Below are 15,138 nucleotides of genomic sequence, written 5' to 3'. Positions count from 1 at the left end.
AGAGCAAAAACCTCTTTCGCGTTTCGCCGCTTCAACTTGTCTGCATTAAATGTCATAAAACACCAAGAGCCATTTAAATCAAAGAGTAACGAGGACAGGCATGACAGGCCGTACGATACTGATTGTGGACGATGACGAAGATCTCCGTTCCATCCTCGTCGAACAGCTGGAGCTGTGCGAAGAATTCCAGATTCTGCAGGAAGACAATGCCACCAAGGGCATTCAGACTGCGCGAAACGGCATTGTAGACCTCCTGATCATGGATGTCGGCCTGCCGGATATGGACGGACGGGAAGCCGTAAAGCTGCTGCGCAAGGGCGGCTTCAAGGCGCCGATCATCATGCTCACCGGTCACGATACGGAATCGGATACGATTCTCGGCCTCGAATCGGGTGCCAACGATTACGTCACCAAGCCGTTCAAATTCGCGGTGCTTCTGGCCCGCGTGCGTGCACAGCTGCGCCAGCACGAACAGAGCGAGGATGCCACCTTCATCGTCGGCCCCTATACGTTCAAGCCCGGCCAGAAGCTGCTCATCGACGAGAAGGGCAGCAAGATTCGCCTTACCGAAAAGGAAGCGGCGATCATCAAGTATCTCTATCGCGCCGGAGACAAGGTTATCGGCCGCGATGTCCTGCTGGAAGAAGTGTGGGGCTACAATTCGGGCGTCACCACGCACACGCTGGAAACCCACGTCTATCGTCTGCGCCAGAAAATAGAAAAAGACCCGTCCAATGCGGCGCTTCTGGTCACAGAAAGCGGGGGATACAAGCTTGTCCCATGATGGACAGCGCCCGATGCAGGTGTATTGACGATCCATGGCGCTTGATGACGATATTCGCATTCTCGGCACGGTGGGCCTGTTCGAGTCTTTCACGGCCGAACAGCTGCGGTTGCTCGCCTTCGGAGCCGAACGCCTCGTTCTCAGAGCCGGTCGTGAGCTTTTCCGTGAAGGGCAAAGCGCCGACTGCGCCTATATCGTCGTATCGGGCAGCATTACCCTGTTTCACGAACAAAACGAGGGGCGGGTTGCCATCCGCCCCGTCGGCCCCGGCGCCATGATCGGAGAAATGGCCCTCATCGCCCAGACCTCGCGTCTAACCGGTGCTGTCGCCGAAGCCGAAACCGAAGTCATCCGCATCAGCCGTGCAATCTTTCGGCGTATTCTGGAAGAATATCCGGAAGCGGCAGCCGCGCTTCATTCCCACATCAGCCGCAACCTGCTGGAATTGATCGGCGAAATCGAAAAGGTCGCGCCGCGGCTCAACGACGACTGACCTTTTTCACAGCTCAATCACCCTTTTCGTGCCGATGGCGTCCAGGAAAGCCTGATCGTGACTCACGACGATGAGCGCCCCTTCATATGCATTCAGCGCGGTTTCAAGCGCTTCTATGGAATCGAGGTCGAGATGATTGGTCGGCTCATCGAGGATCAGGAGTTCGGGAAGTTCGGTTCCGCCCAGGACACAGGCAAGTGCCGCGCGTAACAGCTCGCCGCCGCTGAGCCCCCCGGCAAATCGCGAGGCTCCCTCGCCACGGAAGGAAAACCGCGCCAGCGCGGCGCGCGCTTCATTGTCGTTCGATCCGGGATTGAGACGACGATAATTTTCATAAAGAGTCTGACCGCGATCCATGAGACTCATCTGCTGGTCGAACATCGCCGTTCGCGCGGGACGGATGACGGTCCCAGCCACCGGCTGAAGCTCTCCCGTCATCAGCCGCAGCAGACTGGTCTTGCCCGCGCCGTTCGGCCCCGAGACGACCACCCGCTCGGCGCCCACGATCTTCAACGACAGATTACGGATGACCGGGCGGTCGGCCCGGGGACCACCAGAAACATTCTGCATTTCCAGCAACACACGACCGGAAGGTGGAACCGCGCCCGCCACATCGAAATGCATCGGCTTCACGCGCTCGACTTTTGCCTCGGCGTCCCGCAGCTGCTCGCTGGCACGGCTGGACTGACGTTCCGCCAGCGCGGCACCCCGGCCCTTCGACTGTTGCGCACGGTCTTCCCGTGCGTCGAGCAAAAGCTTGCTCATGCCCGCGTCAGCGCGCGACTTGCGGCCGCGCGCGTCGCTGCGAGCCTGTCTTTCGGCTGCGGCCTGAGCCTTGCGTTCGACCTGCCTGACCTCGCGCCGCGCTGTGGCGAGATCGCGTGTCGCCGTCTCGCGCTCCTCTGCCCTCTTCCCCTGATAAAAATCCCAGTTGCCGCCGTAAAGCCGAAGCCCGTCGGGGGACAATTCCGCGATCATATCCAAAGACTGCAACAGCTCGCGATCGTGGCTGACCACGACGGCCGCGCCCCGCCAGGCGGTCAGCAAGTCGGCCACAGCCAGGCGACCGGCGCGATCGAGATTATTGGTCGGCTCATCCAGGAGAATGAGATCGGGCTTATGAAAGATGAGGGCCGCGAGCGCCGCCCGCGTTTGCTGGCCTCCGCTCAAGGCTGAAAGTGGAGTGTCGGGAGTCATATCGGGCAGGCCAAGTCCCTGCAGCGCGTCCGTAAAGCGCTGCGGCAAGAGCCAGTCGGCCTCGTCCAGATCGCGCTCGCTGGCCACGCCCTGTTCGACGCGTGCTAGAATATCGAAACCGGTCCGTGCCTCGAAAAGATCCGCCAGCGTCTCGGCATCGCCACCGCCGATGTTCTGCCGCAGCACGCCGATGCTTCCGGTTGCCGTCACACTTCCATGTGTCGGAAGCAGCATCCCGCTCATGATGCGCAATAGCGTTGATTTACCGACGCCATTGCGTCCCACCAGACCGATGCGGCCTGCGGTTACACTGAAATTGACGGATTCGAAAAGAGTACGGCCATCAGCCGTGACGAAGGAAACATCCTGAAGTGTCAGAAGAGAGGACATAGCGAGCCATGGATTGGTTGAACACACTGGTCATTTGAAACAGTGCTGCATAATCCATTGCTCTTGGCTCCTTTTCTGAACTCGCCTCTATATAGAGGCTGCTGACCCGTTAATCCAGATTAAATGTCGCGATAACCGGAACGTGGTCGGACGGGCGATCCCAACCGCGCGCGTCGCGGAGAATTTGCAGGCCCTGAATGTGCTCCTCCAGGTCCACCGAACCCCAGACGTGATCCAGCCTGCGGCCACGGTCCGATTCGGCCCAGTCCTTGGCGCGATAGCTCCACCAGGTGAAGATTTTCTGGTCTGCCGGAATAAGCTGCCGCATCAGGTCGCTCCAGCCGCCTTTCACACGCAGGTCTTCCAGCGTCTCGGTTTCGATCGGCGTATGGCTGACGATCTTGAGCAATTGCTTGTGCGACCAGACATCGTTTTCGAGCGGGGCGATATTGAGATCGCCAACGAGAACCGATGAATGCCCGTCCTGCCGGTCGGCGACAATGGCGCGCATTTCCTCGAGAAAAGCCAACTTGTGCGCGAACTTCGGATTGATCTGCGGGTCCGGCTCGTCGCCCCCCGCCGGAACATAGAAATTGTGGATGCGGAGCTTTTTGCCGCCTGCCTCCACCACAGCGCTCAGGTGCCGGCAATCGCCCATGTCGCAAAAGCCGATCTTTTCCACGCCCGTCAACGGACGTTTGGATACCGTCGCCACGCCATGATAACCCTTCTGGCCGCTGATCGCGATATGTTCATAGCCGAGCGCGCGAAACCCCTTCGACGGAAACAGATTGTCGGGGCATTTCGTTTCCTGAAGACACAGAACATCGGGCTGATAATCGCGCAGAAACTGTTCGACCAGCGGCATGCGCAGACGAACGGAATTGATGTTCCAGGTAGCAACGGAAAAGGCCATGAAGATAGGACTCGCAGCAACGAAAGAGATGCCGCGAACCTAATCATTTATCCGGCAAATGCAAACGGATTGCCTGTCACAAACTGACGATTACTGACCTTTGCGCTTCATCGCGATGCGCTGATAATCGATCTTGAACATATCGTCGGTGAAACGCACGCCGCTGCGCACATTGAAGATCATGACTGTCGTATCGAGCTTCTGAGCATCGGTAATGGTCCACTGCTTCAGCTCATAGGATTTGGGATCGAACATCATGGTGATTTTCGAATCGCCGAAGATCGACTTGTCGCCCAGCACGAGCGTGGTCATGTCCGGCTCCTGCTTCACATTCTGAAGACGTCCCCCACCTAGGTCGATGCGGTCTGCCAGAAGCAGTTTCAGCGGCGTCTTGGAAAGCGGATAGAGGTCCCAGGTGTCCAGCTTGCGATTGTTGATGACGACCGATTCGCCATCCGAAATCACGCGGATCGGGGAGTTGTTATAGTTGAAGCGGATCTTGCCCGGGCGCTCGATATAGAAAGTGCCGCCAGTCTGCTCACCCTTCGGGCCGAACTGCACGAACTCGCCGGTCATGGTGCGCACCGATGAGAAATGGTCGGCAATCTGCTGTGCAGCCGCACCGCCGCCAGCGCCCTGCGCCATCGCGGCGACCGGCGCCAGAACCAGCGATGTCATGCCAAGGCCAAGCGCTCCCATTCCCAGCACGGCTGCAACACGACCAGCTTTCGCGAAGGCGGAGACACGGGAGAACATCATCGACAAACTTTCTCTTTTCATCATTCTGTTTAACTACGCCGCCAGTTGGGCGCGAGTATGGCCATCAGAAATCATCGTCGCCAGTGGGAACCAAAATTTCACGCTTGCCCGCATGATTGGCCGGGCCGACGATGCCCTCATCTTCCATGCGTTCGATGATTGAAGCCGCACGGTTATAGCCGATGCCAAGGCGGCGCTGGATATAGGAAGTAGACGCTTTCTTGTCGCGCAGCACCACGGCCACCGCCTGATCGTAAGGATCGTCGGAATCCTCCAGATTGCCGGTACCAGCCGGGCCGCTGCCGCCTTCGTCGTCATCTTCATCCTCGGTGATCGCATCGAGATATTCCGGCACGCCCTGAAGCTTCAGGTGCTGCACGATGCGTTCCACCTCGTCGTCCCCGACGAAAGGCCCGTGCACACGCTGGATGCGCCCGCCGCCGGCCATGAACAGCATATCGCCCTGACCGAGAAGCTGCTCGGCGCCCTGCTCGCCCAGAATGGTGCGGCTGTCGATCTTCGACGTCACCTGGAAGGAAATGCGGGTCGGGAAGTTCGCCTTGATCGTGCCGGTAATGACATCGACCGACGGGCGCTGGGTAGCCATGATGACATGGATACCTGCCGCACGCGCCATCTGCGCCAGACGCTGCACCGCGCCTTCGATATCCTTGCCAGCGACCATCATCAGGTCCGCCATTTCGTCGATAATCACAACGATATAGGGCATCGGCGCCAGATCGAGCTCTTCCGTCTCGTAGATCGCCTCGCCTGTATTGCGGTCGAAGCCGGTCTGCACGGTGCGCGCGATCGGCTCACCCTTTTTCTGCGCAAGGCCAACACGCTGATTGAAGCCGTCGATATTGCGCACGCCGACCTTGGACATCTTGCGATATCGGTCTTCCATTTCGCGCACGGTCCATTTGAGCGCGACGACCGCCTTCTTCGGATCGGTCACGACCGGCGTCAGCAGGTGCGGAATGCCGTCATAGACGGAAAGCTCCAGCATCTTCGGATCGATCATGATCAGGCGGCATTCCTGCGGCGTCATGCGATACAGCAGCGACAGGATCATGGTGTTGATCGCCACCGATTTGCCCGAGCCGGTCGTACCGGCCACGAGAACGTGCGGCATCTTGGCAATGTCGGCTATGACCGGCTCGCCATTGATGGTCTTGCCGAGCGCGAGCGCCAGCTTTGCCTTCGACTGTTCAAAGTCGCGGCTCGCCAGCATTTCGCGCAAGTACACCATTTCGCGCTTCGGGTTCGGCAGTTCGATGCCGATGGCATTGCGGCCCGGAATGACGGCGACGCGCGCTGCAATCGCGCTCATCGAGCGGGCGATATCGTCGGCAAGGCCGATGACGCGCGAGGACTTGATGCCAGGCGCAGGCTCAAGTTCGTAGAGCGTGACCACCGGGCCGGGCTTCACATTGATGATCTCGCCGCGCACGCCGAAATCTTCCAGCACGCCTTCCAGCAGCCGGGCGTTCTGTTCCAGCGCATCCTTGGAAAGCGCCGGATCACGCTGGACGAGCTTCGGTTCGGCCAGGAAATGCAACGATGGCATTTCGAAAACGCCATTGTCCTTGAGGAAGGACGGCTGCGCTTCGCGCTGAGCGCGCGCGCCGGGCTTCGGCGAAGGAGCGGCCTGTTCCACGCGGGCCTTGCGGGCGCGGGGCGGCGGCGCATCGTGCCATTCCTGACCGGCCAGCGGCGCGCCGCCGTCCATGTCGTCCATATCGAAAGGCGGCTCGTCTTCAATCGGGGCAGGTGCCCCGAAACCGGGCTCGCGGCGCGGCGCATTGCGCGTTTCGGCATTGCGGCGCACCACGCGCATATCCTCGAAATCTTCGTCGCGCGGACGGCGACGGCCAAGACCCGTCAGGCGCTTGAAATTCGCAGTCGTGGTTAGCGCCAGATGGGTGAGAGCCCCCATAAGCTGGAAACCGCCACCCGTTGATGCTTCATCGTCCTCGTCTGCCGCATAATCATCTTCTTCAGCGCCACGACGCGCTGACGGCTGGGCAGGGTTGACGATTCCTGCGCCCCGCCCGACGATGCCGCTGGCAAAAAGGCAGAGCCAGAAAGCCGGTACTGCAAGGATGAGCGCAATGCCCGATGCAATGGCGCCTTGCGGGAAACTGCCGAGGAAGAGGCCCGGGAATTTCAGGATCATGTCTCCGAAGACGCCGCCGAGGCCGATCGGCATCGGCCAGCTTGCCGGAACTGAGAAGCAACTCGCGATGGCGGCGAACAACAATGCCGCGCCGAGCCATGCGAAGCTGCGCTTGGCCACGCGCCCGATGCCGCCGCGCGTCATCAGCAGCAGCGACCAGACAGCAAGCGGAAGCAGGGCCGGAACGCTCGCCAGCCCGAAAAACTGCATGGCAATGTCGGAGAACACGGCGCCCGGATACCCAAGCGCATTCGTTACCGGATTGTCGGTCGCATGGCTGAAACTCGGGTCAGCCACATTCCATGTCGCCAGCGCGCCAACAGCCATGCCGGTGAGCGCCAGAAGCCCCAGACCGAACAGGATATAGAACTGCCTGCGGAAGAGATTGGCCAGTTTCAGCCTGTCTTCCGTAATCCGCTCGTCACGCAGCGGGTATGAGGGCGAATATCCTTGCCGCATATAGCCTGTCCCGAACCGAATATCTTTGCTGGCCCGTGAGCGGAAATGCTTCGGGCACATTGAATCGGTCCGATCCTAATCGCCGGATGGTTAATTCCTCATTAACCATGCAGAGGCCGCGAACAAATCCGGTGGATGAAATGAAAAAGGCGCGGTTTCCCGCGCCTTTTTCCGCTTGAGACAATCCCGTTCTATTGAACGGATTCGCCGTGCAACGCGATGTCGAGGCCTTCGATCTCGGCCTGCTTGCTGGGCCGCAGGCCCATGATGGCCTTGACCACATAGAGAATGACGGCGGTGGCAATCGCAGTATAGACGATGGTGATGGCCGCGCCGAAGAACTGCTTGCTGATGGTAGCCCCTTCGCCCGCCGGGTTGATCGCCGCATCGGCAAAGAGGCCGGTCAGCACCGCACCGACGAAGCCGCCCACACCATGGACGCCGAACGCATCGAGCGAATCGTCATAGCCGAGCGCGTGCTTGATCTTGACGGCTGCCACATAGCAGACCGCACCAGCGACGACGCCGATGATAAGCGCGCCCATCGGATTGACGAAGCCGGCGGCAGGCGTGACGGCAACAAGGCCCGCAACGGCGCCTGAAATGATGCCAAGCACGCTTGGCCTGCCCGCGACCGCCCATTCGACGAACATCCACGCAAGGGCAGCACCTGCGGTCGCAACCTGCGTGTTGAGCATGGCGACCCCGGCAAGTGCGTTGGCCCCGACAGCAGAGCCTGCATTGAAACCGAACCAGCCTACCCACAGAAGGGCAGCGCCGATGACGGACAGGACGAGATTGTGCGGCGCCATGTTGGTATGGCCGTAACCATCGCGCTTGCCGATGATGAGCGCCGCAACCAGACCGGCGACGCCGGCATTGATATGGACAACCGTGCCGCCGGCAAAATCAAGCACGCCATCCGACGCCATGAAGCCGCCGCCCCAGACCCAGTGCGCGACCGGGATATAGACGATGAACAGCCATAGGGTCAGGAAGACCAGCATGGAGGAGAACTTCATGCGCTCGGCAAACGAACCGGCGATGAGTGCGGGTGTGATGACGGCGAAAGTCATCTGGAAGGTGATGAACACATATTCCGGAATGGTTCCGGTCAGCGATTGCATCGTGACGCCCGAGAAGAACGCCTTGGAAAGACCGCCAATATAGGAATTGAGCGAGCCGCCATCGGTGAAGGCCAGCGAATAGCCTGCGATCATCCACAGAATGGACATGAGACAGGTGATGGCAAAGCTCTGCATCACCGTGGACAGCACGTTCTTCTTGCGCACCATGCCGCCATAGAACAGCGCCAGACCCGGTATGGTCATCATCAACACCAGCGCGGTTGAAGTCAGCATCCAAGCCGTATCGCCCGTATCGAGGGTTGGTGTCGGTGCGGCGTCCTGCGCCATTGCCGTCCCGGCCATGGCGACGAGCGCAGGCAAGGTAGCCAGAAGGGCCGTTTGCTTGTTTCTTCCTGTTATGAGCATCGAATATCTCCGTCGAAGGGCGGCTTCAAACGCGGCTGCGCTGGAAAGACCGGTTCAAACAGAGAGAAACAAAATTCATGCCAGTTGGCGGAGGTCGGCAAATTAACTTCAAATTTTGTGGCATCGGCGCGGCTTACGGCGAAATTCCGGGCCGAGGATAAGCGTGGTTTCGGACCGAATGAATGACTTAAACGATTCATTCGATTCGCTTTTTACGCATTGGCAGCTCGCAAACGATCAGTGAAATGCCTTATATTTAGCCACACGCCTACCCTGTGATTAAAAAATAATCACTCCTTTTCATCGTGAACGCGGATCAAGCCTTCCTGCGCCACGGATGCGATCAGCACACCATCGCGCGTATATAACGCGCCACGGTTGAAACCCCGTGCGCCGGAGGCGCTCGGCGTGTCCTGAGTATAGAGCAGCCAATCATCGAGCCGGCACGGGCGATGGAACCACATGGCGTGATCGAGGCTCGCAACCTGCAGATCGCGATCGAATATGGTGCGGCCATGCGGATGAAGCGAGGTGTCGAGCAGCGTCATATCGGAGAGATAGGCGAGAATGGCTGCCTGCAGCGCCCGGTCGTCTGGCACGATGCCGCGCGCCCTGACCCAGACATGCTGGACGGGTTCAAGCTTCTCGCGGGAGAAATAGTGGGTGAGTGAGACAGGCTTGATCTCTATGGGCCGTTCCCGCTCCCAGTATTTGCGGACATTGGGTGGCGCCATATGGAGATATTGTTCCTTGATGTCGCGATCCCCGACGAGCTGTTCAGGCATCGGCAGTCCTTCCGGCATCGGCATCTGATGATCAAGCCCGCCTTCATCGATCTGGAACGAAGCGGACAGCGAGAAAATAGCCTTGCCATGTTGCTTGGCCAGAACGCGCCGGGTGCTGAAGCTGGAACCGTCGCGGATACGGTCCACCTCATAGACGATGGGAATGGCCGGGTCGCCGGGGCGCACGAAATAGGCATGGAGCGAATGTACATGGCGCTCGGGCTCGACAGTGCGTTGCGCGGCAATCAGCGCCTGCCCGATGACCTGCCCGCCGAACACCCGCTGCCAGCCGACCTGTGGACTGTTGCCCCGGAAAAGATCCACCTCGAGGTTTTCCAGATCGAGGATGGAAAGAAGCTCACGCATTGCCGCCGTCTGCTCGACCCCGGACTTTTCTTTCTCAGACATGGACAGCCTGCCTTCCGCAACCATATATGCTTTACAAAGTTGGAGAGGCATGTTTGAGCCTGCGCATCCATGCCTGTCAAGAAGCGGGCAGCCCAAGGGAAATGCAATCCCGTGCCAATGGTTGGGTCGGGACGGGCGGCGCGGCAAAATATCGGGTTTCATGCGCGGCGATATGTGCCAAAACACTGCGCGAAAGACGGATTCTGGAAAGGAACGACAATGGCTGGCCAGAAAAAAGTGGACGCGCCGCGCAATAACGATGTGGTGATTGCGGGCGGCGGCTATGTCGGGCTTGTCACGGCGGTTGCGATCAAATCGGCGGCGCCGCACCTCGTCCTCACCGTGATCGACGGCGCACCGGCTGGTGCCTGGAAGAACGACCCGCGCGCTTCCTCCATCGCCGCCGCTGCCTCACGCATGCTGGACCAGCTCGGCTGCTGGCAGGAAATCCTTCCCGAGGCACAGCCCATAACGGAAATGGTCATCACCGATTCGCGCACTTCCGATCCCGTGCGCCCGGTGTTCCTGACTTTTGAAGGCGAAGTCGAGCCCGGCGAACCCTTTGCCCATATGGTGGAAAACCGCGTTCTCAACACCGCCCTTCACAACAAGGCCGAAACGCTCGGCATCACCTTCCTCGAAGCCACCAGCGTGGATAGTTTCAATACGCTCCCGGAAGGAGTGACCGTCACGCTTTCAAATGGAGACACGCTTGAAACGCGCTTGCTGATCGCCGCAGATGGCGCGCGCTCCCGCCTGCGCGACCTGGCTGGCATCAAGACGGTCAACTGGGATTACGGCCAGTCCGGGATCGTCTGCAATGTCGCGCATGAACTGCCGCATGGCGGCCGGGCCGATGAGCATTTTCTCCCGGCCGGACCTTTTGCGATCCTTCCGTTGAAGGGCAATCGCAGCTCGCTCGTCTGGACCGAGCGTACCTCGGATGCCGAGCGCCTCATTCGCGAAGACGACTTCGTATTCGAAGCCGAACTGGAACAGCGCTTCGGTCATCGTCTGGGCGCCCTGCATGTCGAAGGTCCGCGCCGCGCCTTCCCGCTCGGCCTAACGCTGGCGCGTGAATTCGTGAAGCCGCGCTTCGTGCTGGTGGGCGATGCAGGCCACCGCATCCACCCCATCGCAGGTCAGGGGCTTAATCTCGGTTTCCGCGATGCTGCCGCAATCGCGGAGGTCGTGGTCGAAACCGACAGGCTCGGCCTCGACATCGGTTCATTTGCCGCTCTGGAACGTTACCAGTCCTGGCGCCGCTTCGACACTGTCCAGATGGGCGTGACGACAGATATCCTGACCCGACTTTTCTCCAACGACCATCCAGCAGTCCGCTCGATCCGCGATATCGGCCTGGGTCTCGTCGACCGGGTTCCGGTACTGAAATCCTTCTTCATCAAGCAGGCAGCCGGTCTTTCCGGCGATACGCCGCGCCTGCTGAAGGGCCAGTCCATCTGAGCGCTGGACCCGCTCCCCTGCCGCCCTATATCGGAAGCGGAAATCCCAACCGAGAGGAGAGCTTCCCATGGACAGAAAAGCAACCGCCGTCTGGCAAGGCACACTGAAGGAAGGCAAGGGCACCCTCAACACGCAAAGCGGCGCGTTGAAGGATCTGCCTTATGATTTCAAGGCCCGTTTTCAGGACGAAAGCGGTCGCTCCGGCACCAACCCGGAAGAACTTCTGGGAGCAGCGCATGCAGGCTGCTTCGCCATGCAGCTTTCCGCACTCCTGACCGAACACGGCACCCCGCCGGAAAAACTGGAAGCGACTGCCGCCGTCACGGTCGGCCCCGCAGCCGGTGGCGGTTTTGAAATCAGCCGCAGCGCGCTGACGCTGAGTGCCACGATACCCGGAATCTCGGCGGAGGATTTTGAAGCGCTTGCCACCAAGGCCAAGCAGTCCTGCCCTCTCTCCAAAGCGTTGGGCGCTATCGAGGTGACGCTGGACGCAAAACTCGTCTGAACAGGTATAAGACACGCCAACGAAGAGCGGGCGCAAGCCCGCTTCTTTATTCGGGCAGGTGGCAGACGGCCTCGATATTGTGACCGTCCGGATCGATGACGAAGGCGGCGTAATAGTCGGGGTGATAATCGGCCCTCAGGCCGGGCTTGCCATTGTCCTTGCCGCCTGCGGCTATCGCTGCTTCATAAAAGCGGTCAACCTCGGAGCGGGTGCCAGCCGAAAATGCGACATGAAGCACGCCCTCAAGCTTCGCGCCTTTCTGCTTGCCGATCCAGAATTCCGGCTTGCCATTGCGGCCATACCCCACCCAATCGCCGAACTCCATGGCCCGGCCTATGCCGAGCGGTGCCAGCGCCGCATCATAGAAAGCCCGCGACTTGGGCATGCTGGAAATGTTGAAGCCGATATGATCGAGCATGATTGCCCTGTCTCCGATGGATATGCCTAATGAGATATCGGCGCCGCTATAAAGATCAAGCCTTCGGCGAAGATGTACCAAAGTTCAGGTAAAGAAAAAGGGGAAGGTTTGGACCTTCCCCTTTTGGTTCGTGGAACGAGCGCGCAACTACACGCGGCACTCGACCATCATCTTCTTGATCTCGGCACAAGAGGCGCGGAGGCCGGAGGCCGACAGGGACTAAAAAGACAGGCGATTGCCGCGATTACACGCGGCGCTCGACCATCATCTTCTTGATCTCGGCGATCGCCTTGGCAGGGTTCAGACCCTTCGGGCAGGTCTGTGCGCAGTTCATGATCGTGTGGCAGCGATAGAGCCGGAACGGGTCCTCGAGATTGTCGAGGCGTTCGCCCTTGGCTTCGTCGCGGCTATCGATCAGCCAGCGATAGGCCTGAAGCAGCACGGCGGGCCCGAGATAACGGTCGCCGTTCCACCAGTAGCTCGGGCACGAGGTCGAGCAGCAGGCGCACAGGATGCATTCATAAAGACCGTCGAGCTTCTGGCGATCCTCATGGCTCTGCAGCCACTCCTTCTGCGGCTCCGGCGAAACCGTCTTGAGCCAGGGCTCGATGGAACGGTGCTGAGCGTAGAAATTGTTGAGGTCCGGCACGAGGTCCTTCACCACCGGCATATGCGGCAGCGGGTAAACCTTAATGGCGCCCTTGATGTCGTCCATGCCCTTGGTGCAGGCAAGCGTGTTCGCGCCGTCGATATTCATGGCACAGGAACCGCAAATGCCTTCGCGGCAGGAACGGCGGAGCGTCAGCGTCGGATCGATCTTGTTCTTGATATAGAGAAGACCGTCCAGAACCATCGGGCCGCAATCGTCGCGATCGACATAATAGGTGTCGATGCTCGGATTGGCGTCGTCGTCCGGCGACCAGCGATAGATGCGGAATTCCGTGACGCGCTTGGCGCCATCAGGCCGGGGCCAGGTCTTGCCCTCCTGAATGCGGGAATTCTTGGGAAGTGCGAGTTCAACCATTGCTCTTTCCCTTGATTAGTAAACGCGCTTCTTCGGCGCAATCTTGGCGAGGCTGATGCCGCCTTCCTCTTCCGTCGTCAACGGATCGAGGTGGACCGGGCGATAGTCAAGCTTGACCTTGCCATCCGGCGACAGCCAGGACAGGGTGTGCTTGCGCCACTCGGCATCGTTGCGATCCGGGAAATCCTCATGCGCATGGGCGCCGCGGCTTTCCTGACGCGCTTCCGCCGAAACAACCGTGGTCAGCGCATTGGCCATCAGGTTTTCCAGCTCCAGCGTTTCCACCAGATCGGAGTTCCAGATCATCGAACGGTCCGTGACCTTGATGTCCGGCAGTTCATGCCAGAGCTTTTCCATGCGCTCGACGCCCTGCTTGAGCGATTCCGACGTGCGGAACACGGCGGCATCTTCCTGCATGGTGCGCTGCATCTTTTCGCGCAGTTCCGCGGTCGGCTGGGAGCCGTTGGCAAAACGCAGGCGATCAAAGCGCTCCATGATCCTGTCGCAGGCAGCGAGGTCGAGATCGGGAATCTTCGACTTGCGATCGATGACCTGACCGGCGCGGATTGCAGCCGCACGGCCGAACACCACCAGATCGATCAGCGAGTTGGAGCCGAGACGGTTTGCCCCATGCACCGAAGCGCAGCCCGCTTCGCCGACGGCCATCAGGCCCGGTTGTACGCGGTCCGGATCGTCGGCGGTCGGGTTCAGCACCTCGCCCCAGTAATTGGTCGGGATGCCGCCCATATTGTAGTGAACGGTCGGCAGAACCGGGATCGGTTCCTTGGTCACATCCACGCCTGCGAAAATCTTGGCCGATTCCGAAATACCCGGCAGGCGTTCATGCAGAACAGCCGGATCGAGATGGTCGAGATGCAGGAAGATGTGATCCTTGTTCTTGCCGACGCCGCGACCAGCACGGATTTCCATGGTCATGCAGCGCGAAACAACGTCACGCGAGGCAAGGTCCTTGGCCGATGGCGCATAGCGCTCCATGAAGCGCTCGCCTTCGGAATTGACGAGATAGCCGCCTTCACCGCGTGCGCCTTCAGTAATAAGGCAGCCAGCGCCATAAATGCCGGTCGGATGGAACTGCACGAATTCCATGTCCTGCAGCGGCAGGCCGGCGCGCGCCACCATGCCGCCACCGTCGCCGGTGCAGGTATGCGCGGAGGTTGCCGAGAAATAGGCGCGGCCATAACCGCCCGTGGCCAGAACCACCATCTTGGCGGAGAAGCGATGGATAGTGCCGTCATCGAGGTTCCACGCCACGACGCCGGTGCACACACCGTCGGTCATGATGAGATCGAGCGCGAAATATTCGATGAAGAACTGCGCGTTGTTTTTCAGGCTTTGGCCGTAGAGCGTGTGCAGGATCGCGTGACCGGTACGGTCGGCGGCAGCGCAGGTGCGCTGGACCGGAGGACCGTCGCCGAAATTCTGCATGTGACCGCCGAACGGGCGCTGATAGATCTTGCCTTCCTCGGTACGCGAGAACGGCACGCCGTAGTGCTCAAGCTCATAGACGGCGGCAGGCGCTTCACGCGCCAGATATTCCATCGCGTCGGTGTCGCCGAGCCAGTCCGATCCCTTGACGGTATCGTACATGTGCCACTGCCAGCTGTCCGGGCCCATGTTCTTGAGCGAGGCGGCAATGCCGCCCTGCGCGGCGACAGTATGCGAACGGGTCGGGAAAACCTTGGTGATGCAAGCCGTCTTCAGGCCCTGCTCGGCCATGCCGAGCGTTGCGCGCAAGCCCGCACCGCCAGCCCCGACGACCACCACGTCGAACTTGTGATCGACATAGGTGTACTTGCTTGCAGCGGCAGGCGCCGCATTGTTTACTGCACTAGCCATCGGGCTA

General features: G+C 60.0%; 13 protein-coding genes. 4 read left to right on the top strand and 9 right to left on the bottom strand.

The annotated features are described in order from the left end of the window. Positions 1-100: 100 nt before the first annotated feature. Together optR and JNC63_RS14630 are read left to right on the top strand one after the other, a co-directional pair. On the top strand, positions 101-784 hold the full coding sequence (optR, locus tag JNC63_RS14635) for a response regulator OptR (RefSeq protein ID WP_006467959.1): 684 nt from the start codon (positions 101-103) through the stop codon (positions 782-784). Between the two features lie 34 nt (positions 785-818). Then, complete coding sequence (locus tag JNC63_RS14630; RefSeq protein WP_006467960.1) at positions 819-1,277, top strand: cyclic nucleotide-binding domain-containing protein; 459 nt, start codon at positions 819-821, stop codon at positions 1,275-1,277. 6 nt (positions 1,278-1,283) lie between these two features. On the opposite strand, the gene JNC63_RS14625 is transcribed toward JNC63_RS14630, so the two are convergent. The 6 genes from JNC63_RS14625 to tesB form a co-directional block, all read right to left on the bottom strand. After that, positions 1,284-2,864: an ABC-F family ATP-binding cassette domain-containing protein gene (locus tag JNC63_RS14625; RefSeq protein WP_063619756.1), complete on the bottom strand. Its 1,581-nt coding sequence runs from the start codon at positions 2,862-2,864 to the stop codon at positions 1,284-1,286. Between the two features lie 109 nt (positions 2,865-2,973). Next, positions 2,974-3,780 carry an exodeoxyribonuclease III gene (locus tag JNC63_RS14620; RefSeq protein WP_063619757.1) on the bottom strand — a complete coding sequence of 269 codons (807 nt, stop codon included), beginning with the start codon at positions 3,778-3,780 and terminating at the stop codon, positions 2,974-2,976. A 90-nt stretch (positions 3,781-3,870) separates the two neighbouring features. Then, entirely contained in the window at positions 3,871-4,539 is a 669-nt protein-coding gene (locus JNC63_RS14615; protein WP_170873257.1) for an outer membrane lipoprotein carrier protein LolA, read from the bottom strand. Between the two features lie 64 nt (positions 4,540-4,603). Then, a complete protein-coding gene (locus JNC63_RS14610; RefSeq protein ID WP_063620050.1) occupies positions 4,604-7,177 on the bottom strand; it encodes a DNA translocase FtsK in 2,574 nt (857 codons plus the stop codon). Positions 7,178-7,368: 191 nt separating this feature from the next. Further along, positions 7,369-8,670 (bottom strand): ammonium transporter, encoded by a 1,302-nt coding sequence (locus JNC63_RS14605; RefSeq protein WP_063619759.1) that lies wholly within the window; start codon positions 8,668-8,670, stop codon positions 7,369-7,371. Positions 8,671-8,960: 290 nt separating this feature from the next. Beyond that, the gene (gene tesB, locus JNC63_RS14600) at positions 8,961-9,863 is read right to left on the bottom strand and encodes an acyl-CoA thioesterase II (RefSeq protein ID WP_063619760.1); all 903 of its coding nucleotides are present in this window, start codon (positions 9,861-9,863) and stop codon (positions 8,961-8,963) included. A gap of 219 nt (positions 9,864-10,082) precedes the next feature. Between tesB and JNC63_RS14595 the strand changes: the two genes are divergently transcribed. Both JNC63_RS14595 and JNC63_RS14590 read left to right on the top strand, forming a co-directional pair. Next, the gene (locus tag JNC63_RS14595; protein ID WP_025089932.1) at positions 10,083-11,327 is read left to right on the top strand and encodes a ubiquinone biosynthesis hydroxylase; all 1,245 of its coding nucleotides are present in this window, start codon (positions 10,083-10,085) and stop codon (positions 11,325-11,327) included. Between the two features lie 67 nt (positions 11,328-11,394). Then, on the top strand, positions 11,395-11,832 hold the full coding sequence (locus tag JNC63_RS14590) for an OsmC family protein (protein ID WP_063619761.1): 438 nt from the start codon (positions 11,395-11,397) through the stop codon (positions 11,830-11,832). A 46-nt stretch (positions 11,833-11,878) separates the two neighbouring features. Here JNC63_RS14590 and JNC63_RS14585 read toward each other — a convergent pair whose 3' ends face one another. From JNC63_RS14585 to sdhA, 3 genes are all read right to left on the bottom strand, one after another. Further along, entirely contained in the window at positions 11,879-12,250 is a 372-nt protein-coding gene (locus tag JNC63_RS14585; RefSeq protein ID WP_006470952.1) for a VOC family protein, read from the bottom strand. 244 nt (positions 12,251-12,494) lie between these two features. Beyond that, complete coding sequence (locus JNC63_RS14580; protein ID WP_006467970.1) at positions 12,495-13,274, bottom strand: succinate dehydrogenase iron-sulfur subunit; 780 nt, start codon at positions 13,272-13,274, stop codon at positions 12,495-12,497. Positions 13,275-13,289: 15 nt separating this feature from the next. Beyond that, positions 13,290-15,131, bottom strand: a complete 1,842-nt coding sequence (sdhA, locus tag JNC63_RS14575; protein ID WP_006467971.1) for a succinate dehydrogenase flavoprotein subunit — start codon at positions 15,129-15,131, stop codon at positions 13,290-13,292. Positions 15,132-15,138 lie beyond the last annotated feature (7 nt).

It is taken from the genome of Brucella ciceri, from assembly GCF_041930145.1.
Lineage (GTDB): Bacteria > Pseudomonadota > Alphaproteobacteria > Rhizobiales > Rhizobiaceae > Brucella > Brucella intermedia.
This window is presented reverse-complemented; position numbering and strand designations above follow the sequence as displayed.

Coding starts and splice junctions, on each gene's coding strand:
- optR (WP_006467959.1), top strand. CDS start 101: ATGACAGGCCGTACGATACTGATTGTGGACGATGACGAAGATCTCCGT.
- JNC63_RS14630 (WP_006467960.1), top strand. CDS start 819: ATGGCGCTTGATGACGATATTCGCATTCTCGGCACGGTGGGCCTGTTC.
- JNC63_RS14625 (WP_063619756.1), bottom strand. CDS start 2,864: ATGTCCTCTCTTCTGACACTTCAGGATGTTTCCTTCGTCACGGCTGAT.
- JNC63_RS14620 (WP_063619757.1), bottom strand. CDS start 3,780: ATGGCCTTTTCCGTTGCTACCTGGAACATCAATTCCGTTCGTCTGCGC.
- JNC63_RS14615 (WP_170873257.1), bottom strand. CDS start 4,539: ATGATGTTCTCCCGTGTCTCCGCCTTCGCGAAAGCTGGTCGTGTTGCA.
- JNC63_RS14610 (WP_063620050.1), bottom strand. CDS start 7,177: ATGCGGCAAGGATATTCGCCCTCATACCCGCTGCGTGACGAGCGGATT.
- JNC63_RS14605 (WP_063619759.1), bottom strand. CDS start 8,670: ATGCTCATAACAGGAAGAAACAAGCAAACGGCCCTTCTGGCTACCTTG.
- tesB (WP_063619760.1), bottom strand. CDS start 9,863: ATGTCTGAGAAAGAAAAGTCCGGGGTCGAGCAGACGGCGGCAATGCGT.
- JNC63_RS14595 (WP_025089932.1), top strand. CDS start 10,083: ATGGCTGGCCAGAAAAAAGTGGACGCGCCGCGCAATAACGATGTGGTG.
- JNC63_RS14590 (WP_063619761.1), top strand. CDS start 11,395: ATGGACAGAAAAGCAACCGCCGTCTGGCAAGGCACACTGAAGGAAGGC.
- JNC63_RS14585 (WP_006470952.1), bottom strand. CDS start 12,250: ATGCTCGATCATATCGGCTTCAACATTTCCAGCATGCCCAAGTCGCGG.
- JNC63_RS14580 (WP_006467970.1), bottom strand. CDS start 13,274: ATGGTTGAACTCGCACTTCCCAAGAATTCCCGCATTCAGGAGGGCAAG.
- sdhA (WP_006467971.1), bottom strand. CDS start 15,131: ATGGCTAGTGCAGTAAACAATGCGGCGCCTGCCGCTGCAAGCAAGTAC.